At 71.2% G+C, this 19,352-nt stretch carries 17 protein-coding genes; 12 read left to right on the plus strand and 5 right to left on the minus strand.

Annotated elements, in window-relative coordinates:
* Positions 1-7: 7 nt before the first annotated feature.
* Positions 8-751: a hypothetical protein gene (locus tag K8638_RS11090; protein ID WP_223754438.1), complete on the minus strand. Its 744-nt coding sequence runs from the start codon at positions 749-751 to the stop codon at positions 8-10.
* Positions 752-970: 219 nt separating this feature from the next.
* On the minus strand, positions 971-3,457 hold the full coding sequence (locus K8638_RS11095; protein WP_223754439.1) for a serine/threonine-protein kinase: 2,487 nt from the start codon (positions 3,455-3,457) through the stop codon (positions 971-973).
* A gap of 401 nt (positions 3,458-3,858) precedes the next feature.
* Here K8638_RS11095 and K8638_RS11100 point away from each other — a divergent pair, with 401 nt between their 5' ends.
* From K8638_RS11100 to K8638_RS11110, 3 genes are all read left to right on the plus strand, one after another.
* Positions 3,859-5,736 (plus strand): hypothetical protein, encoded by a 1,878-nt coding sequence (locus tag K8638_RS11100; RefSeq protein WP_223754440.1) that lies wholly within the window; start codon positions 3,859-3,861, stop codon positions 5,734-5,736.
* Between the two features lie 159 nt (positions 5,737-5,895).
* Positions 5,896-6,717 (plus strand): glycerophosphodiester phosphodiesterase, encoded by an 822-nt coding sequence (locus tag K8638_RS11105; RefSeq protein WP_223754441.1) that lies wholly within the window; start codon positions 5,896-5,898, stop codon positions 6,715-6,717.
* Between the two features lie 11 nt (positions 6,718-6,728).
* The gene (locus K8638_RS11110) at positions 6,729-7,460 is read left to right on the plus strand and encodes a deoxynucleoside kinase (protein ID WP_223754442.1); all 732 of its coding nucleotides are present in this window, start codon (positions 6,729-6,731) and stop codon (positions 7,458-7,460) included.
* A gap of 10 nt (positions 7,461-7,470) precedes the next feature.
* On the opposite strand, the gene K8638_RS11115 is transcribed toward K8638_RS11110, so the two are convergent.
* The gene (locus K8638_RS11115; protein ID WP_223754443.1) at positions 7,471-7,914 is read right to left on the minus strand and encodes a PAS domain-containing protein; all 444 of its coding nucleotides are present in this window, start codon (positions 7,912-7,914) and stop codon (positions 7,471-7,473) included.
* A 181-nt stretch (positions 7,915-8,095) separates the two neighbouring features.
* Here K8638_RS11115 and K8638_RS11120 point away from each other — a divergent pair, with 181 nt between their 5' ends.
* Positions 8,096-8,614, plus strand: coding sequence for an acyl-CoA thioesterase (locus K8638_RS11120; protein ID WP_223754444.1), 519 nt, complete (start codon positions 8,096-8,098; stop codon positions 8,612-8,614).
* A gap of 89 nt (positions 8,615-8,703) precedes the next feature.
* On the opposite strand, the gene K8638_RS11125 is transcribed toward K8638_RS11120, so the two are convergent.
* Positions 8,704-9,093 (minus strand): iron-sulfur cluster assembly accessory protein, encoded by a 390-nt coding sequence (locus K8638_RS11125; protein ID WP_223754445.1) that lies wholly within the window; start codon positions 9,091-9,093, stop codon positions 8,704-8,706.
* Positions 9,094-9,218: 125 nt separating this feature from the next.
* On the opposite strand from K8638_RS11125, the gene moeB reads away from it, so the two are divergent.
* The gene (moeB, locus tag K8638_RS11130) at positions 9,219-10,382 is read left to right on the plus strand and encodes a molybdopterin-synthase adenylyltransferase MoeB (RefSeq protein ID WP_223754446.1); all 1,164 of its coding nucleotides are present in this window, start codon (positions 9,219-9,221) and stop codon (positions 10,380-10,382) included.
* A gap of 24 nt (positions 10,383-10,406) precedes the next feature.
* The gene (locus K8638_RS11135; protein WP_223754447.1) at positions 10,407-10,739 is read left to right on the plus strand and encodes a rhodanese-like domain-containing protein; all 333 of its coding nucleotides are present in this window, start codon (positions 10,407-10,409) and stop codon (positions 10,737-10,739) included.
* A 7-nt stretch (positions 10,740-10,746) separates the two neighbouring features.
* On the opposite strand, the gene K8638_RS11140 is transcribed toward K8638_RS11135, so the two are convergent.
* Entirely contained in the window at positions 10,747-13,044 is a 2,298-nt protein-coding gene (locus K8638_RS11140) for a serine/threonine-protein kinase (RefSeq protein WP_223754448.1), read from the minus strand.
* A gap of 175 nt (positions 13,045-13,219) precedes the next feature.
* Between K8638_RS11140 and K8638_RS11145 the strand changes: the two genes are divergently transcribed.
* The 6 genes from K8638_RS11145 (at position 13,220) to K8638_RS11170 (ending at position 19,260) form a co-directional block, all read left to right on the plus strand.
* Entirely contained in the window at positions 13,220-13,771 is a 552-nt protein-coding gene (locus K8638_RS11145) for a hypothetical protein (RefSeq protein ID WP_223754449.1), read from the plus strand.
* 263 nt (positions 13,772-14,034) lie between these two features.
* Complete coding sequence (locus K8638_RS11150) at positions 14,035-15,291, plus strand: hypothetical protein (protein WP_370643950.1); 1,257 nt, start codon at positions 14,035-14,037, stop codon at positions 15,289-15,291.
* Positions 15,292-15,307: 16 nt separating this feature from the next.
* Positions 15,308-16,024: a VTC domain-containing protein gene (locus tag K8638_RS11155; protein WP_223754451.1), complete on the plus strand. Its 717-nt coding sequence runs from the start codon at positions 15,308-15,310 to the stop codon at positions 16,022-16,024.
* 6 nt (positions 16,025-16,030) lie between these two features.
* Positions 16,031-17,728: a dTMP kinase gene (tmk, locus tag K8638_RS11160; protein ID WP_223754452.1), complete on the plus strand. Its 1,698-nt coding sequence runs from the start codon at positions 16,031-16,033 to the stop codon at positions 17,726-17,728.
* A gap of 12 nt (positions 17,729-17,740) precedes the next feature.
* Positions 17,741-18,442 carry a DUF4956 domain-containing protein gene (locus K8638_RS11165; RefSeq protein ID WP_223754453.1) on the plus strand — a complete coding sequence of 234 codons (702 nt, stop codon included), beginning with the start codon at positions 17,741-17,743 and terminating at the stop codon, positions 18,440-18,442.
* Positions 18,439-19,260, plus strand: a complete 822-nt coding sequence (locus K8638_RS11170) for a hypothetical protein (protein ID WP_223754454.1) — start codon at positions 18,439-18,441, stop codon at positions 19,258-19,260. Before K8638_RS11165 ends, K8638_RS11170 begins: the two co-directional genes overlap by 4 nt.
* The last annotated feature ends 92 nt before the right edge of the window (positions 19,261-19,352 follow it).

The following is a 19,352-nucleotide window of genomic DNA, read 5'->3' on the forward strand; positions in this document are numbered from 1 at the left end:
CCCCGCCTCACGGGGAGACGCGGGCGCGCAGCAGCAGGTCCAGGTTCTCCCGCTCCCAGGCCAGGGCGCGCGAGTAGTCGTGGAAGCGCTTCTCGTGCTCCATCAACTCGGGCGGGTGGATGCAGCGCCGCCCGTCATCACCCCGCCGCGTCCGGTACACGTGGTGGAGCATCTCGTGGAAGACAATCCACTCCACGAAGTAGCGGGGCACCATCGGCTGATCCAACGCCGGGTGGATGCGGATGACCTTCGAGTCCGCCGAGTACGAGCCCATCTTGATGCTCTTGCGGGGGCCCTTCACCCGCGGCGCCGGGCCGTAGGTAATCGCCGCGTCGATGCGGCTCTCGAAGTACCGCTCGTTGAGCCGCGCGAAGATGCGCTCCAGGTCGTGGTGCTGGCCCTCCGGCTCCAGCCGGATGCGCTTGCGCATCTGCGCCGGGGACAGCCGGCGGATGTAGGCCCGGTTGCGCTCGATGTAGCGGTCCAGGTGCACGCTCGCGTCCGGGTCCCCGTTGCGCACGAAGCTGGCGAGCGCCTGCACCACGTCGTCCGGCGCGGCCAGGAACATGTGGTGCAACCGCAGGCGCCACAACGCGCGCTGACGCTGGAACGTCAGCATGGTGTGCGTGTTGTCGTGGATCTCCACCGCCACCTTCGCGCGGAGACGCGTGCGCAAACGACGCTCGAGCACGCGACGCCATACCTTCAGGAGCCTGTTGGGCTCCGGGGCGATGGGAAGCTGCCGGGCCACCCGGCCGGCCGTGTAACTCCTCTTCTTGACTACGCTTTTCTGATTCTTCGGGCGCGCCATAAGGGCCACGGATTCTACGGGCCGGTCTGACATGCCGCAACGCGCGCGCGGTGATGAAAACCTAGGAATTCCAACGACTTAAGTGCACTCAAGCCCACCAGGGCCCACTTGTCCGCCCCAGGGGGAGGATGCCGCATACAGGCCAAGTGCCCGACACGACTAGCGACGTCCCCGGCAGGGAACCTGGAGTACGAGCGGCCCCTCACTCGCCGGCTGTACGAGGTAGGACTTTGTACCCTTGGGGGTCCAACGTCCCGGGCAGTCGTAGCGGACGCGAATCCGGCCTGGCGGCAGGGAGACGACCTTGTTGATGGGCAGCCGCTCTCCGCCCTCCTGCCTCAGCACCGTGCGGGCGGGGGCCTCGAAGCGGACCTCCACCAGCGTGGGCGCCGGAGTGCCCGCGTCCGCCACTTCCTGGACGAGGGCGCTTCCCGCGTCCGCCGCGTCCGTGTCCGTGCCAGGAGCCGGGAGCACGAGCTCGCTGCCCGCGTCCGCCGCCAGTGGCTGCACCACGGGCTCCTCGCCTCCCGGTGGAGGCGGCTCCACGGCAGGCCCCGGGTTCTCCGGAGCGGGTCCGGGTTCCGGGTTCGAGGACGGCTGCCCGATGGGAGCGGAGATGCCCGGCGGCGGAGTCACTGGCAACCACTGAGGCCGCAGGGCCCAGATGACACCGGCGCCGAGCACGAGCAGCAGCACGCCACCCGCGGCCACCAGCATCATCGGGAACCAGCGCCGTGACGGATTGGCCTGGGTGGCCGCGGACAGCTCATCGCCGCCGTCGGAGTTGTCGTAGCCGGCGGTGGACTCATCGTCGTCCGGATCCGGCCGCAGGGTGGGCGTCGGATCCGTGTGCTCCACCGTGGACATGCCGGAGTCGGTGGGGAGGTAGTCGTCCTCCTCGTCCGGAGCGGCCATCCGCGGGGGCGGCGGGACGGGACGGGACGCGGCCCGCTGGCTCACCGTGGGCGGAGTGATGGAGACGGACTGCGACACCTCCTCGTCCACGTCCAGCACGGAGGCGCGGCGGGGCGCCGGCGCCATGGGGGGCGTGATGGAGACGGACTGCGACGCCTCCTCGTCCGGACGGGGCGTGCGGCGCGGCGGCGCGGCGGCGGGAGCCGGTGCCGGCGGCGACACGCGGCGCGAGCGCTGCGGCTCCAGGAGGGCGGACGGACGCGGGGAGACGGGGGGCTCGGCGTGGGGGCCGGAGCGGCGCACGGGCGCCTGCGGTACCGGCGGCGCGGAGGGCGTCCGGGGGCGCTCGTCGCGGACGCGGGCCCGGATGGGCACGGTGTGCTCGCCGTCCTCCACGTCCAGCTCCGCCGCCACCTCGGCCGCGAGCCGGTAGCCGGCCGGCGTGGTGTTGATGGCGGTGGCCACCTCCGCGTCCCCGTCCTCGTCGTCTTCCCGCATGCCGGTGGGCAGCTCACGCGGGCGCGCCATCTGCGTGGCGGGCTCGGGCTCGTCGGTGTAGGCGGGCACCGGCAGCGCGTCCCCCGAGGTACGGCGGGGCGTGGGCCGGGCGGTGAGGCCCGGCGTGGGCTGCACGGCCTGGGGCTCCGCGTGGGGCGAGGTGGCCGACAGCGTGGGAGAGGTCGTCTCCAGGAGGGAGGCAAGCCGCGGTGGCTCGGCCGCCTGCGGGAGCCGGGAGCCCGGCAGCGGCATGGTGGCGTCCCTGCGTCCGGCGCCACGGGCCACGGGGATGTGGAGGATGGTGCGCTCCTCCTCCTCGCCCATCAGCCGGGCGATGTACTCGGACACGTCCAGGCTCTGCCGGAGGACGCCCGAGTCGAGGAAGGACTCCAGGTCGGCCCGCACCGCCGCGGCCCGCTGGTAGCGCTGGCCGCGGTCCTTGGTGAGGCAGCGCATGATGATGCGCGACAGGGCCTCCGGGTAGTCGTCGCGCATCAGGTGCGGCGGCGCCGGGTCCTCGTAGCGGATGGCGTAGAGGATGCCCTCGGTGGTGGGCTTGGCGAAGGGCTGCTTGCCGGTGGTGATTTCGTACAGCATGGTGCCCAGCGCGAAGATGTCCGCGCGGTGGTCCAGCCGCTCCTGCGACACCTGCTCCGGCGCCAGGTAGAGGAACTTGCCCTTGATGACGCCCGGCTTGCTGCGCTCCATGAACGCGCCGGCCTTGGCGATGCCGAAGTCGACCAGCTTGACGCGCCCGTCGTAGCCAATCATCACGTTCTGCGGGCTGACGTCGCGGTGGATGAGCTCCAGCGGGCGCCCGTCCACGCCCCGGCTGTGGTGCGCGTAGTCCAGCCCGGCCGCCACGTTCGCGCAGATGCGCGCCGCCACGCCGTAGGGCACCGTGGCGCCGTACTTGGCCTCCTCGGCCACCACGCGCCGCAGGTCCACGCCCTCCACGTACTCCATGGCGATGAAGATGCTGTCTTCCCAGTTCCCCAGCTCGTGCACCTGCACGATGTTGGGGTGGTGGAGCTGCGCGGCGATGCGTGCCTCGTCCAGGAACATCTGGACGAACTCCGGCTCCTCCGACAGGTAGGGGAGGATCCGCTTCAGGACGACCAGCTCCGGGTCCGGCGGACGCTGCGCCAGGAACAGCTCCGCCATGCCTCCCACGGCGAGCCGCTTGATCAGCAGGTAGTTTCCGAACGGAATGGCCGTCTGGGGCGAGCTCACGGAGGGATGGGGCGACTGTCTGGAGGTGGATGGAGCGTACTTTTCCTGAGCTTACCCACAATCACCAGCTAGGGGGAGCCAACGGCCCTACCCGCTTCGGTGGGTACCCGACAGGACCGGACAATCCCGAAAAAGAAGCAGCCCTCCACAGGGAGGATGAGAGGCGGTGGATCATCACTGTCCTTCAGCGGCTGCCGGTATCGGGAATCACGCCCGCGCGCCTGGATGCGGATTCCGCAGCCTCCCTCCGCGCATGAAGCGTGGGTGGATGTGCCGCGCGTGTCTCCGAGGGAAATCACGGCCTTGTGACGGATCCGTCCCAACCGGCCCGCGATGGACGCCTCCCCGGGGGGCAGTGTAAGAGCGGGACCACCTACGAAGCTTCCTGGAGGCATGATCCAATGGTGATTCGCAATGGGCGGTTGGTGCTGGTGGCGGGTCTCACCGCGCTCACCGCGGTGGCCTGCTCCGGCCGTGACAACGAATGTGAGACGGCGACTGACTGCGCCTCCGGCTATGTCTGCACGGCCAATGCCTGCGTACCCGACTCCACGGATGATGCCGGGACGGATGCCGGCACCGACGCGGGCACGGATTCGGGCACCGACGCGGGCACGGATGCCGGGACGTCGGACATCCCCGCGGACATCAGCAGCCCCGAGAACACGCAGATCCAGGCGTTCCTCGCGGCGACCGCCAACACCAACGGCAGCGCGACCCCGGTGAGCCCGGCGCTGCCCATCAACAACGTGTACGTCACGTACATCTCGCCCGCGGTCGGCTCCACGCCGGCGGGCTTCTACGTGCAGGCGACCGCGCCGGGCCCCTCCCTCTTCGTGAAGCTGGACGCCGCCGCCCAGACCCCCGCGCTCGCGGTGGGTGACAAGATCTCCTTCTCCGTGACGGAGAAGACCGTCTTCAACGGCCTCAACCAGGCGAGCGCCATCACCGGCCTCACCCGCGAGAGCCAGGGCACCCCCGTGCAGAACCTCGTGGACGCCGGCACCCCGGGTCTCACCGTGGACATCAGCAGCCGCACGGACGTGACGAGCACCGCGGCGCTCGCGGCCTACGAGTCGGACCTCGTGCAGGTGCGCGGCACGGTGGCCGGCCCCGCCACCAACTCGGGCACCAGCTTCAAGACCTTCACCTTCACCACCGAGGGCTCGCCCACGCCGTCGAACAGCTTCCTCCTGCGCATCCCCAACACCGTGGTGACGGAGTCGGGCCTCGCCCAGCAGTGCAACTTCACCGCGGTGGCCGTGCCCTACGGCCGCTTCGGCACCACGGCGCAGGTCTCCCCGTTCCGCGCCAGCGACCTCATCGTGGCCTGCCCCGTCACCGTGACGGGCGCGCGCTCGCTGGGCGCCACCTCGGCGGAGGTGCTCTTCAACGTGAGCGTGGACGCGGCCACCGTGCAGGCCGAGGACTTCGCCATCACCCCGGCGCTCGCCGTCAGCGCGGTGGAGGTCACCGGCAACAAGGTGAAGCTCACCACCGCGGCCCAGGCCGAGGGCACCCGCTACACCGTGACGGTGACGGGCCTGAAGGGCACCAACGGGGCGGACGTGAGCACCACCACCGCCACCGCCGGCTTCAGGGGCGGCAGTGACACGGCGCCCGAAGGCCTGATCATCAACGAGCTGGAGTACGACAATGTCCCGCCCGCGGGTACGAGCAACCCGGACGACAGGGAGTTCATCGAGATCATCAACAACTCCGACGCGCCCGTGCACGTGGGCAACATGGTGGTGGTGCTCATCAACGCGAGCCCCTCCGGCACCACCCCGGCCACCAACCGCCAGGAGTACCGCCGCATCGAACTGACCTCGGTGACCGACGGAACCACCGACACCGACACGCTCGCCCCCGGCGCGCTGCTCGTGGTGGGTCCCGCCACCGTGACCAGCGAGCTGCCCGCGGGCACCCTGCGCGTCACCGTCACCACCCCGCTCACGGACCTCATCCAGAACGGCTCGGACGACGCGGTCGCCCTGCTCTACTACCCCACCGGCGTGCTGACCGATGTGCTCTGGTACGAGACCTCCACCCAGGCGCCCCCCACCGTCTTCACCGGGACCATCGCGACGGGCGCGGGTGACAGGGAGTTCTCCTTCGTCGAGGGCACGCCGTCCTCGCTCTTCGAGAACAACACCAACAACGTGTCCTACCAGCGCAAGGTGAACCCCGACGCGACCGGCAAGGTGCTGGACACGAACAACAACTCGACCGACTTCGAGGTCGTGCTGCCCACCCCGGGCACCAAGCGCCAGCCGTAGACGTTGCCTGACCTGAAGTACCGGGCCGCGGCCTCCCTCCAGGGGGCCGCGGCCTTCGTATTTCCGGCCCGCGGCGGACCTCGAGCGCGCCAGGGCGCCTCCTCTCCCGCCTCAACAGTCCTGCCCGGCCGGGCCGCCGCTGCCGCTACAATGGGCCGCATGTCCCCTTCACAGCTTCCCTTCCTCCGGGGCCTGCGGCCCACGCTGCACATCTCCCACCGGGGGGGCTCGGCGCTGGCGCCGGAGAACACGATGGAGGCCTTCCGCCAGGCGGTGGAGCGCTACCGCACGGACATGCTGGAGCTGGACGTGCACCTCACCCGCGACGGCGAGGTGGTGGTGGCCCATGACGACACGCTGGAGCGCTGCACCGACGGCACCGGCCCCCTGGCCGCCCTCACCCTGGCGGAGCTGCGGCGCCTGGACGCGGGACACGGCTTCACCCCGGACGAGGGCCGCACCTTCCCCTTCCGCGGACGGGGCGTGCGCATCCCCACCCTGCGCGAGGTGCTGCGCGCCTTCCCCTCCCTGCGCCTCAACGTGGAGCTGAAGCCGGACGTGCCCGGCATCGAGGACGCCTTCGCCCTGCTCCTGAAGGAGGAGGGCGCGCTGGAGCGCGTGTGCATGGGCAGCGAGCAGGACACCGTGGGAGAGCGGCTCGCCGCCCGGCTCCCGGACGCCTGCCACTTCTACCCGCGTGACGCGCTGGCCGCCTTTGTCATCACCCTGCGCGGCGGGGACACGCCCCCGGACGACCCGCGCTTCACCGTGCTCGACATGCCCCTGTACTTCGGCGACATCCGCCTCATCGACCCGGGCTTCCTCCGCGAGTGCGCCGCGCGCGGCAAGTGGGTCAACGTCTGGACGGTGGATGACCCGGCCGAGATGAAGCAACTGCTACAGGAAGGGGTCGGAGGCATCATGACCGACCGGCCGGACCTCCTGAGGCAGCTTATGGACGCCCCTTCGAAGCCGGGTTAAGCCCTGGTTCCATGCCTCGCCCCACCTCGCGCCAGCGCTCGGCCGTGCCACCGGCCGCCCCCGCCGGGGAAGCCGCCCCGGCCTCCCGTCCCCGCAACACGGTGCGTGTGAAGGTCCCCAAGGCCCGGCGCTTCGTGGCGCTGGCGGGCAACATCGGCGCGGGCAAGACGACGGCGGCGAAGCTCATCAGCCAGAACTTCGGCTACGAGCTCTTCGACGAGCCCGTCATCGACAACCGCTTCCTGCGCGACTACTACGCGGACATGTCGCGCTGGTCCTTCACGCTCCAGCTCGAGTTCCTCATCCGCCGCGTGGAGCACCACGAGCTCATCCACTCGTACCGCCGCAGCTGCGTGCAGGACCGCACGCTGTACGAGGACCCGGAAATCTTCGCCAAGTACCTCCACGGCCTGGGGCACATGACGAACGCGGAGCTGGACCTGTACTACGAGTACTTCCAGCGCCTGTCTCGCCACATCATCCGCCCCGACCGCGTCATCTGCTTCGAGGTGGGCAGCGTGGACGTCCTCCTCGAGCGCATCCGCACCCGCGGCCGCGAGGAGGAGAAGGGCATCCGCCCCCAGTTCCTGCGCGGCCTCAACGGCTACTACGCGAGCTTCCCCCTCGTCCTCCAGGAGAAGTACGGCGTGGACTGCCTCATCATGGACGTGTCCACCCAGGACATCCGGCGCGGCCGGGGGCGCGAGGAGTTCCTCGACCGCGTCTCCACCTTCCTGGCCTGAGGCCCCCGCCCTACTTCGCGGCGGGAGGCGGCGTCACCGACTGCTGCGACACCAGCACCCACACGCTGTCCGTCTTGTCGCTGTACATCATGGTGATGGCCACGTTGCGCCAGCCATGGTCGAACTTGAAGACGAAGCCGAACGTCTCATAGAGGTTGCGCCGGGCCAGCCCCTCCTGGAAGCGGCCGTAGAACTCGCGCACCTTGGTACACGGAGCCACCTGGTCGAAGAAGCTCCTGCCAATCTGCCGGTCCCGGTTGATGCGGGCCAGCTTCGCTTCCGTCTGATTGAACTTGAGGATGCGGCCGTCGCGGTCCAGTTGGATCATCCCGAACGGCAGCGAGTCCAGCTCCGCCGCCTTCAGGTCATCCACCTGGCGGAGCAGCTCATCGGCCGACGAGCCCAGGGGCAGCACGGAGCGCGCGGAAACGGACGTGGCGGAAGACGAGGACACGGGGGTCTCCAGAAGGAAGGGGGTTGCTTCCTGGGTGGAAAGCAATGTCCACACTGATAGGGACGAGGGCCTCGAACGGCAACGCGTTCTCTCCCGTGTGCCGCGTTGGAGCCTGGAGCCATCCGCGAGCCAACACCTCGCCCGAACATCTGACTCCCCGTCCTATAACCCAGGGTGCGACATGCCTGATTTGACTCCCAAGAACCCCAAGGACTCGGAGGTGGTGATGACCCAGCTCATCCTCCCTCCGGACGCCAACAACCTGAACGCCGCCTTCGGTGGGAAGGTGATGGAGTGGATCGACATCTGCGGGGCGGTGGCGGCGCAGCGCCACTGCCGGCAGGTGGTCGTGACGGCCTCCATGGACGACCTGCACTTCCATGCCCCCATCAAGGTGGGCTGGGTGGCGCTGCTGCACTCGCGGGTGCTGGCCGCCTTCCGCACGTCCATGGAGGTGGGGGTGACGGTGCACGCGGAGAACCCGCTCACCGGGGAGCGGTTCCTCACCACCAGCGCGCTGCTGACCTTCGTGGCCATCGACAAGGACGGGGGCCGGGTGCTGGTGCCGCCGCTGTCCATGGAGACGGACGCCGACCGCGAGGCCTTCCGCGAGGCCGAGTCCCGCCGCGCCCAGCGCCTGGCTCGCCAGAAGGAGAACCAGACCTGGCTGAGGGTGATGAAGCCCCTGGCCGGCGCCTGAGGCGGAGCACCCGTCCCCAGGAAACATGAAGGCCGGGGAGGAGGCTTCCGCCCCGCCCCGGCCCGTGGAAACCCAGGTGCCGCCGCCGCTCAGGTGGTGAAGGACGTGCCGCAACCGCAGGAGGACTTCGCGTTCGGGTTGTTGAACTTGAAGCCCGCGCCGGTGATGGCGGAGACGTAGTCGATCTCCGTGCCCTCCAGGTAGCGGACGCTCATGGGGTCGGTGGCAATCTTCACGCCGTCCTGCTCCCAGACGACGTCCCCGGCCTTGCTCTCCTTGACCAGGTTCAGGTCGTAGCCCAGGCCGCTGCAGCCGGCGGGCACCACGCGGATGGAGAAGAAGTAGCCCTCGAAACCCTGGGCCTTGATGACCGTCTTCACCTGCTGGATGGCGGCCTCGGTCAGGCGCACGGCCACGCCCGGGGTGGCCTGGGGAACCGGCGCGGTGCCGGGGGCGGAAGTCGTCGTCGTGCTGTCCATGTCCATACTCTCCTTGACGCGCCTTATAACGCCCGGGCCGGGAAAATCCATGGGCCCGGCCGGCTGGCTGCCCGGAGCCTACATCCGGACGGCCGTCCCGGGGGTTACGGGTTATACCCGCCGTCATGGCGCCGACGTTCCAACAGCTGCTGGCCGGGGTGAAGCAGGAGATTCGCGAGGTCTCCGTGGACGAGGTGAAGCGCCTGCTCGACACCCGGGCGCCGGTGAAGCTCATCGACGTGCGGGAGGCGGACGAGTACTCGGGCGGCCGGCTGCCCGGCGCCGTGCACATCCCCCGGGGCTACCTGGAGCTGCGCATCGAGGACCGGGCGGGGCGAGACGAGGAGCTCGTCGTCTACTGCGCGGGCGGCACCCGCTCCGCCCTGGCGGTGAAGACGCTGAAGGAGCTGGGCTACACCCGCGTGGCGTCGCTGGCGGGCGGCTACAACCGCTGGAGCGACGCGGCCCTCCCGGTGGAGAAGCCCTTCGTCCTCACCGCCGCGCAGAAGGAGCGCTACCGCCGCCACCTCATCCTCCCGGAGGTGGGCGAGGAGGGACAGGCGAAGCTGCTCCAGGCGCGGGTGCTGCTGCTGGGCGCGGGGGGCCTGGGCTCGCCCGCGGCGCTGTACCTCGCCGCCGCCGGGGTGGGCACGCTGGGCATCGTCGACTCGGACGTGGTGGACCTGAGCAACCTCCAGCGCCAGGTCATCCACACCCGCGAGTTCCAGGGCCAGCCCAAGGTGGTCAGCGCCCGGGCGGCCATTGAAGCCCTCAACCCGGACGTGAAGGTGGTGCCCTTCCAGGAGCGGCTCACCTCGGACAACGTGCTGCGCGTGCTGGAGGGCTTCGACCTGGTGCTGGACGGCGGGGACAACTTCCCCACCCGCTACCTCCTCAACGACGCGTGCGTGATGCGGGGCCTGCCCAACATCCACGGCTCCATCTTCCGCTTCGAGGGACAGGTGACGTCCTTCGTCCCCGGCCAGGGCCCCTGCTACCGCTGCCTCTACCCCGCCCCGCCGCCGCCGGAGCTGGCGCCCTCGTGCGCGGAGGCCGGCGTGCTGGGCGTGCTGCCCGGCCTCATCGGACTGCTCCAGGCCAACGAGGCCCTCAAGCTCATCCTCGGCCGAGGCGAGCCGCTCATCGGCCGGCTGCTCACCTTCGACGCGCTGGGCACCCGCTTCCAGGAGCTGAAGCTGCGCCGGGACTCGAAGTGCCCGGTGTGCGCGCCGGGCGCGAAGGTGGAGCTCATCGACTACGAGCAGTTCTGCTCCGCCCGCACCGCCTGAGCCTTCGCAAGGAGCGCCACCGCCATGCCAATCCCGGAGATGACCCCCACCCGACTCGCCGAGCTGCTCGCCGGCCCTCCCGAGTCCCGCCCCGCGCTGCTCGACGTGCGATTCCCGGACGAGCACGAGTGGGTGGCGATTCCCGGCTCGGTGCTCATTCCCCTGCCGGAGCTGGACGAGCGCGCCGACGAGCTGGAGGCCCTGCGCGGCCGGCAAGTCGTCGTCTACTGCCACCACGGCGTCCGCAGCCTGGATGGCACGGCCTACCTGCTGTCGAAGGGACTGGATGCCGTGTCGCTGCGGGGCGGCATCGACCTGTACTCCATCCAGGTGGACCCCACCCTGCCCCGCTACTGACGGGCCGTCAGCCCACGAAGGCGGAGAGGTCCTGCGTCTCCTTGATGATGACGCCGGGCTTTATCTCCACCTCGAAGAGGAACGGCTCCTTCAGCGGGCCCCCGCTCAGCTCCAGCTTCTGGCGGCCCTCCATCAGTTCAATCTTCAGGAACTTGCCGCCCGAGTAGGTGCCCACGTCCTGCCCGCCGCGCCGCACGGTGATGCCGCGCAGCCCGTCCGGCTTCAGCGTGAGCTGGAGGTGGCCCCGGCGGAATTCGTAGGTGACCACCTTGGGCTGGCCCGGCTCGCCGAAGGCCAGCGTCTCGCTGTCCTCCTTGTAGATGCCCTGCTGCTCGTTCTCCAGGATGAGCGTGTCCTGCAGGTGCGCGCCGGAGGCCAGCGTCAGCGGCGTGTAGCCCAGCTCCGTCACCGGCTGGTCGCTGCGGCACTCCGGGTTGTGGCGCACGGACACCCTCACCCGCTCGTTGGTGTTGACGGTGACGTGCACGCCCTGCCCGTCCACCGCCTTGTTGTTGAGCACCGCGAGGATGGGCTTGTGGAAGACGAACACCACGGCCAGCAGGCCGACGATGAAGCCCACCATGGCCACGTTGCGGGTGGCCATCTTCCGGCGCGTGCGCTGCGAGTCGGCCTGGATGGCGCGGTCCAGCTCGTCATCCGCGCGCGCCGCCGGAGCGATGCCCGAGGAGCGGCGCGGCGGCGGCTCCGGCATCTCCGCCCGGCTGTCCACGCGGCTGGACGTACGCCGGCGCGGCGCCTCCACCGCGGACTGCATGCCCGTGCGGCGGCGGGGCGCGGGAGCGGGCTCCGGCGGAGGCGGAAGGAGGGTGCGCTCGTCGTCGTCGTCCTCCTCGCGGGGCGCGCGCGCCGCCACCGCGCTCAGGTTGGCGCGCGAGCGCGACGGCGGCGGTGGAGGCAGCGTGTCGACGTCGTCATCCACCACGGGGGCTCGCGTGCTGGAGCGGCGCGGTGGAAGCGGCGTCTCGCCCGAAGGCGCGCGGGTCAGGTCCGAGCGCGAGTTCGTGCGCGCCACCTGCGTGGCGTTGGGGTTGGACGGGCGCCGCACGGCCTCCGAGGACGTCCGGCGGCGGGCCGGTGCCTCGTGCATGCCCGACGGGGCCTCCCACTCGGCGGGGTCCTCGGGCTCCACCACCGGCGCGGCCGCCGGCGCGGAGCGGCGCGGGGGCTGCGAGGGGCGCGAGGACGAGCCGCGAGGACGCTCGCGATGCGAGGGCTCGCCCGGCGGCGCCTCCCAGTTCATGTCCGCGGCGGCGGAGGACTTGCTCCGGCCCCGCTCCTGCGGCGGCGGCGGCGGCTGGGGCGTGCCGGAGCTGGCGGAGTCCTCGTCCACCGGGACGACCTGGCCCTGGGCCTTCTCATCGGCCAGCCGGTCCGCGAAGAGCGTCTCCATCAGCTCGGAGATCTGCACCGAGCCCGCCACCCAGCGCTGCCCGACGAGGATTTCCTCCAGCGCCAACTGGAACTGGCGCGCGTCCCGGTAGCGGTCGTCCGCGTTCTTGGCGATGGCCCGCATCACCACCGGGTCCATGTCCTCCGGCACGTCCGCCACCTGCGACGGCGGGGGAATGTCGCACATCATGGCGGCCTGGAGCGTGGCCAGCTCGGAGTCGCGCTTCAGCGGCCGGTGGCCGGTGAGCAACTCGTACAGCACCAGGCCGATGGCGAAGATGTCCGCGCGCGCGTCCAGCGGCTTGCCGGCGGCCTGCTCCGGCGCCATGTACGCGAACTTGCCCTTGATGGCGCCGGACTTCGTCAGCGACGCCTGATCCGCCGCCTTGGCGATGCCGAAGTCCACCAGCTTCACCGAGCCGTCGAAGCTGATGAGGATGTTCTGCGGCGAGATGTCGCGGTGCACCACGCGCAGCGGCCGGCCCGCATCGTCCGTGCGGCTGTGGGCGTAGTGCAGGCCCTCACACGCGGCGGCGACGATGCGGATGGCCAGCGGCCGGGCCACCCACTGGCCGGTGCTGGCCGCCTTGCGCATCACCCGGCCCAGGTCCTCGCCGTGGATGAACTCCATGGCGATGTAGTAGGTCCCGTTGGCCTCGCCGAACTCGTAGACCTGGGCGATGTTCGGGTGGTTGAAGCGCGCGGCGATCAGCGCCTCGTTCCGGAACATCTCCACGAACTCACGGTCCTCCGCGAGGTGCGGAAGGATGCGCTTGACGACGAGGTTCTTCTGGAACCCCTCGATGCCCATCTGGCGCGCGAGCCAGACCTCGGCCATGCCGCCCGTGGCGAGCTTCTTCAGAAGCTGGTATTTCCCGAATGATTGAGGGTTCATCCCGGGACTTCGGCCGCGGGGAGCAGCTCAGGTGGAATGCGTCAGGGCACGGCATCTTAGAGGACACCCGACTCCGAGGCAAAGGCGACTCGCGAGGAAATCGGGATGGGCACTGGTTGGCTGCCTGCTGGCGGCCGGTCTGGCCCTTGCCGCGCCCTCGAATGATCAGATCCGCGTGGAGCGCCGGGGAGACCTGCTGGAGCTGCGCTGGGCGGACGCCGAGGAGCGGCTCCAGGGTACCATTCACCCCGCCCAGCCGAAGGCCGGTGAGCCGCTCACCCTGTCACTGCATGTGGGCAACTTCCAGGGTCCCGAGTTCGACGGCCCCCTCACCCTCACCTTCCACCAGGAGGGGGCCCCGGCCCAGGTGACGCGGACCCTGACCCGGCAGGGGGTGAACTGGCATACCGAGCTCGTCCCCGACACGCCCGGCATCTGGGAGCTGGAGGTCCGCTACCGCCACACGCACCTGAAGGTGCTCACCGCCCGCGTCCCGGTGATGGAGCCGCCCCTGCCTCGCGGCCTGGGCTGGGGGATGATCATCGTGGCGGCTGGCACCGCGCTGGGACTCGGGGTGCGCGGCGCCCTGCGGCGGATCCGCGGCCCGGCGCCGGAGACACAGCCCGCCCCCGCCGACGCGCCACCAGGGACACAACCCACGCCCGGCGCCGCGACGGACTCCGGCGCGTCCCCCACCCCACCGGCGGATTCGCCGTCCGGCCAGTAAGTCCTTCCGAGCGACGGACTTTCTACAGGCCCGCCTGCCCCGGAAGAGGGAACTTTGGTTCCCTGTGACGGAGCGGTGACGGCCATGTGACGGCCGTTTCAGGCCTCCTCCGCGCGAAATCCGTCCACCACCCGACGACCTCCGGACGGGCACCCGTGTTGCACACGGTGCCTTCCGGCTGCGGCGGGGAGGCGAGGGAAATGGGCGGGTGGAGGTTGGATGAGTCTTCGAGGCGGGGCCTTCTCGCCGCGGTCCTCCTGGGCATGCCGGCGCTCGCGGGCGCTGGAACTCCGGCCCGGGAGCAGGAGGTCTCCGGCACGGAGACCACGGAGGACACGCTCTCGGGCGGTGTGGTGGATGGGGTGGAGGGGGACGAGGGTGGCGTCACGGCCGACGCGGCCACGGAAGGGCCCACGGGCGACGACACGGGCGAGGGGATGGAGGAGGCGCTGGCGGAAGCAGTGCCAGTGAAGGGTGTGCCCGGAGAGCAGGTGTCGCCCGTGGGCCCGGTGCCGGGCAAGGCCGCCGAGCCGTCGGCGGAGAAGAAGGGCAAGAAGAAGAAGGCGAAGCCGGGCGAGGCCCGGAGCGAGTCGCTGGGCGAGAACCCCGACGCGGTGGACGACACGCCCGAGGAGGAGCTGGCGGACGTGCGCGTCTTCGGCCGGGTGTACGCCAGGGCCAGCGCGGACGAGCGCCAGAAGTACGCGCGCTCGCTGAGCATCCCCTCCGCGCGCGTGGGGGTGAGCACGTCGCTGTCCAACCTGGAGGCGGAGGTGACGGCGGACCTGGCGGACAACTCGCTGCTGAAGGACGCCTTCGTGCGGCTGTCGGACGACTCGAAGCGCTTCCGGCTGTATGGCGGCCAGTTCAAGTCGCCCTTCCTCCAGCGCACGCTGGAGTCCTCGTGGGACCTCCCCATCCAGGGGCGCGGGCTGGTGGAGGACTACCTGACGGACGTGCATCAGCTCGGCGGGCGCCGGCTGGGGCTGATGGGCGAGGTGCGGCTGAAGGGCGTGTGGGGCCTGAAGGTGTCCGCGGGCGTCTTCGAGGGCGGCGAGGACGAGACCGGGATGCGGCTGAAGGAGGACGCGGCGGCGCGGGTGAGCATCCGCCCCTTCAAGGCGCTCACCGTGGGAATGAGCGGCTACGTGGCGGAGGCCTGGGATGTCGCGAAGCGGAACGCGTACTCCGCGGACGCGGAGCTGCGGCTGGGCGGGCTGGCGCTGGCGGGCGAGGCCGTCATGGGCCGGCTGCCGCTGGGCCCCTTCACCGCGCAGCTCCTGCTGACGCACTACACGCTGCCGGTGGGCAGCGGACAGTGGGCGCTCCAGCCGCTGGCGGGCTTCGAGGCGCTCCAGCTTCGCGGTGACGTGGAGGGCAAGGGCCACGCGCTGGTGGGCGGCCTGAACCTCCTCCTGGGAGACCGCTTCAAGGCGCAGTTCCAGGCGGAGCGCGCGCTGCGTCCGGGGGATGAGACGGCCGCGCTCGAGTACTCGCTGCAGCTCGCCACCCGTTTCTGAGCGCGGAGACACGACCATGCTCTCGTTCGCCGAGGGGGAAGTCACCAGGCTCCGGCGTGAGTTCAAGCTGGTGCTGGAGGAGGAAACGGCGCTCGCCCTGTGCGGGCGGCTGTCACGGGAACTGGGGGGGCACCTGCCCCCTCCCACGCGCATCGTCTCCGTCTACTTCGACCGGCCGGGCTGCCCGCTGGCGTCGCGCGCGCTGCGCACGCCGGACGACTGCCTCAAGGTCCGCACCAAGGAGTACTCGCCGGACCTGGGCGCCGGCGGCGTGCAGCGGGTGGTGCTGGAGGTGAAGCGCGAGCGGCATGGCCTCACGCAGAAGCGCCGGGTGTGGGTGCCCCGCACGGAGCTGGGCCGGGTGATGCGCGGCGGCGGCGCCAGCCTGCTGCCGCTCTTCGCCGGGGGCAGCCTCGTCCCGGTGCTGGCGGTGACCTACAAGCGGCACGTGTACCAGGCCACCGAGGCGTGGCGGGTGACGGTGGACCGGGACATCGGCTTCCACACGATTACGCCGGAGCTGGCGCTGTCGCAGCTCGCGCTGACGGCCGAGCGGCTGGGGCCGCCCCATTCACGCGACGGGCGCGTGGTGGTGGAGGTGAAGCACCTCGGGCACGAGCTGCCCGAGTGGCTGGCATCGCTCAACCCGGGCGGAGCGCCGGCATACAGCAAGTTCGCGGAAGGCATGGCGAGGGTTCACGCCTTCGCCAGCGATGGGGCCGCAGGGGGATAGGGCACCGTGTTCATCGACTTCGAGGGGATTGACGGCAGCGGCAAGACGACGCTCTCCAACCTGCTGGCCGCGGGGCTCAAGCGGCTCGGCTACCGGGTGGCGCATGCGCGGGAGGGGGGTGAGCTGCAGGCGCCCGCGGCCCGGCGCGTCCGGGAGCTGACGCGCGACTCGCGGCTGCTGGAGATGTCGCCACGCACCGAGTTCTTCCTCAACCTGGCGCGTGACGCGCAGCAACTGGACGAGGTGGTGGCGCCCGCGCTGCGCCGGGGCGAGGTGTGCATCACCGACCGCTACCTGTACTCGCAGCTCGCGCTGAGCGGCGGCGGGCGGGGGCTGCCCATGTCGGAGCTGCTGCCCGCGTGCGAGCTGGCCTCGCAGGGGCTGTGGCCGGACCTGGTCGTCCTGGTGGACGTGGACCCGGACCTGGCGCGCTGGCGCAAGCGCCTGGGCAAGCTGCAGAGCGCGCGTGCCCAGGACGGCGACAGCCGCAAGGGCCTGGCCGGCGCGGGCCTGGCGGTGCGGGTGCGAGAGGCCTTCCTGGACATGGCGCGCGGGGACCCGCGGCGCTGGCTCATCCTGGAGAACAACGACGTGCCGCTGCGAGTGCTGGAGCAGCGGCTGGTGGACGCGGTGGTGGCGCGGCTGGAGGGGCGCGAGGTGCCGGTGCAGCGCATCGTCCCCGCGCCGTCCACGCTCCCGGCCGAGCCGGCGACGGTGGAGGACGCGGAGGAGCGCTTCTTCCTCGCGCTGGACTCGGTGGAGGTGCGCGAGCCGGCGCTGGCGGTGTGGATGGTGGGCGGACTGCCCGGGCTGCCCGCGCACCAGCGGCGGCTCGTCTACACGGAGCGCTTCCCCGCCCTCACCGCGCGCGGCCTCGCCGGGCTGGACGACGAGGCGGCCTGGACGCTGCGCGACGTGCTGGCACCGGTGGCGCCCGTGGAGGTGGCCTCCAGCCTGGGCGGCCTCACGTCCGCGCGGGCGACGATGCTGCGTGAGCGCCTGTACCCGCGGGCGCCGGAGGAGGTGCTGTCGGGCCTCAAGCGGGACAGCTCGCCCCAGGCGTGGGCGCTGCGCGAGCGCGGCATGCGGGACGGCCGGCTCGCGGAGGTGCTGTCCGGCCTGGCCGGGGTGGACGGCGACGAGGCGTGGCGGGTGCGCGAGGCGGGCATGCAGCGCAAGCTGTACGCGGAGGTGGCGCGCAGCCTGGGCGGACTCGCCACCGAGCGCGCGGACGCGCTTCGCGAGGTGCTGCTGCCGCAGGACCGGCTGGCGGTGCTGCGCAGCACCATGGGCCTGGACACGCCGCTGGCGCGTGGCCTGCGCGAGTCCCTCGCGGGCAAGGCCCTGAAGCTGGTGCTGCGCTCGCTGACCGGCCTCACCACGGAGGAGTCCTGGGCTCTGCGCGAGCAGGGCGCGCCGCTGACGAAGGAGGCGCTGGACTCGGTGGACGGGCTGGACGACCCGCGCGCATGGAAGCTGCGCGTGGCGTACGCGGACCGGTGGCCGGCCACCGTGCTGTCCTCGCTGAAGGGCCTGGCGCTGGGGCCGCATGCGCGGGCGCTCATCGACCGCGTGCTGGCGGCGCACCCGGGCCGGCTGCCCGTGCTGCGCAACGCGTACACCGTCATCGCCACCGCGAGGCACGGCACGGCCACGGCCACCCGCGTGCACCGTCCGGAGACCCTCTCCCAGGTGGAGCTCTAGGACCCGGTGACCATGGACCCCTTCTCGTCATTGTTCGCAGGCGCGAAGTCCGAGCTCAGCACGGTGCCGGTGGCGGCGATTCTCCCGCGCATGCTGGCGGCGGCGCTCATCGGCGCGGTGCTGTCGCTGCGGCCCTGGCGGCTGCTCATGCGGCGCCCGTTGCCCAAGGCGGAGATGATTCAGGCGCAGGTGCTGCTGTGCGCCGCGGCGGCGGTCATCACCGCCGTCATCGGCGACAGCCTGGCCAAGGCCTTCGGGCTGGTGGGCCTGGGCGGCTTCGTGCGCTTCCGCTCGGGACTGAAGGACCCGCGCGACGCGGCCATCCTCTTCCTGATGATTGGCCTGGGCATGGCATGCGGCCACGGCAGCCTGGGGCTTGCGGGCATGGGCACGCTGTTCGTGGCGGCGCTGCTGTGGGTGCTGGACCTGTTCAACCGCGAGGAGAAAAGCGCGCCGAAGCAGCGGCTGCTGGTGTCGGCGCAGGCGGATGACCTGGTGGGCGCGGAGGCCACGCTGCGCCGGGCGCTGGGTGCGCGCAACGTCATGGTGAAGAGCTGCGCGCTCGACTTCGGCGGGCGGCGGGTGGAGCTGGAAGTGGAGGAGCCGGAGCCGGGCTCCCTGGCGGAGGCGCTGGGGCAGACGGAGGGAGCGCCCCTCAGGGGCCTGCGGTGGACGGCGGTGAGCCCGAAGGGGCCACGGGAGGACATGGTATGACGCGCAGGTGGGTGGCCGCGCTCGCGGCGGGGTGGATGCTGGTGGCGTGTGGAGGCGGGGGCAGCCTGCCTCCAGGTCCGGGGGCGGACTCGCGGGAGCCTCCGACGACGAACCCGGACGGGAGCATCGACCTGCCGGGGGACCCTGTGCCCCCGGATGACCCGGGTCCGAGCGGTGACCCGGAGGACCCGCCCGCGAGGCCGGCGAGCCTGTGGCCGCTGACGGCGGGCTCCACCTGGGTCTACGACATCAAGGACCCCGTCCACGGGGACTTCCAGAAGCACGTGACGGTGCTGGGCCAGCGCGAGGTGCCGGACACGCAGGGGAAGATGACGGCCACGCTGGTGCACAGCCGCCAGGACCGCCTCCTCAGCGGCGTGGTCTACGAGGAGTACTCGTGGCAGCTCGAGCTGACCAACGGGCTGGTGGTACGCCTGCGTGAGGAGGACCACAAGGACGGAAACCCGGTGCGCACCACGACCTGGTCCCCGGCCACCGTGAAGTCGCTGGCCCGCGTGCCGGAGTCGCTGCCCTGGACCTATCAGAGCGAGGTGCAGGAGCTGACGGTGCTGGGGGATGGCTCGCGACAGAACACGGACCCGACGTACAACTGGCGCGTGGTCGAGCAGGGCCTGACGGTGCGGACGAAGGCGGGCACCTTCACCAACGTCATCAAGGTCCAGCGCGACAAGCTCAACGACAAGGGCGAGGTGAAGGCGGACAAGGTCCGCTACTACTGGCTCGCGCCGGGCGTGGGGAAGATTCGCGAGGAGGGTGAGCGCCTCGAGGAGCTGTCCTCCTACGACGTGAAGAAGTAGCGAAGCCGCGGCCGCGCGGGCAGGCGCCGGGCGTGCGAAGGCCCGCCCCGCCGCCAGCCTCTTCACATCCGGCGGCTGGATGAACGTCGGGA

It is taken from the genome of Myxococcus sp. RHSTA-1-4, assembly GCF_020037125.1.
In the GTDB taxonomy this organism is placed as follows: Bacteria; Myxococcota; Myxococcia; order Myxococcales; family Myxococcaceae; genus Myxococcus.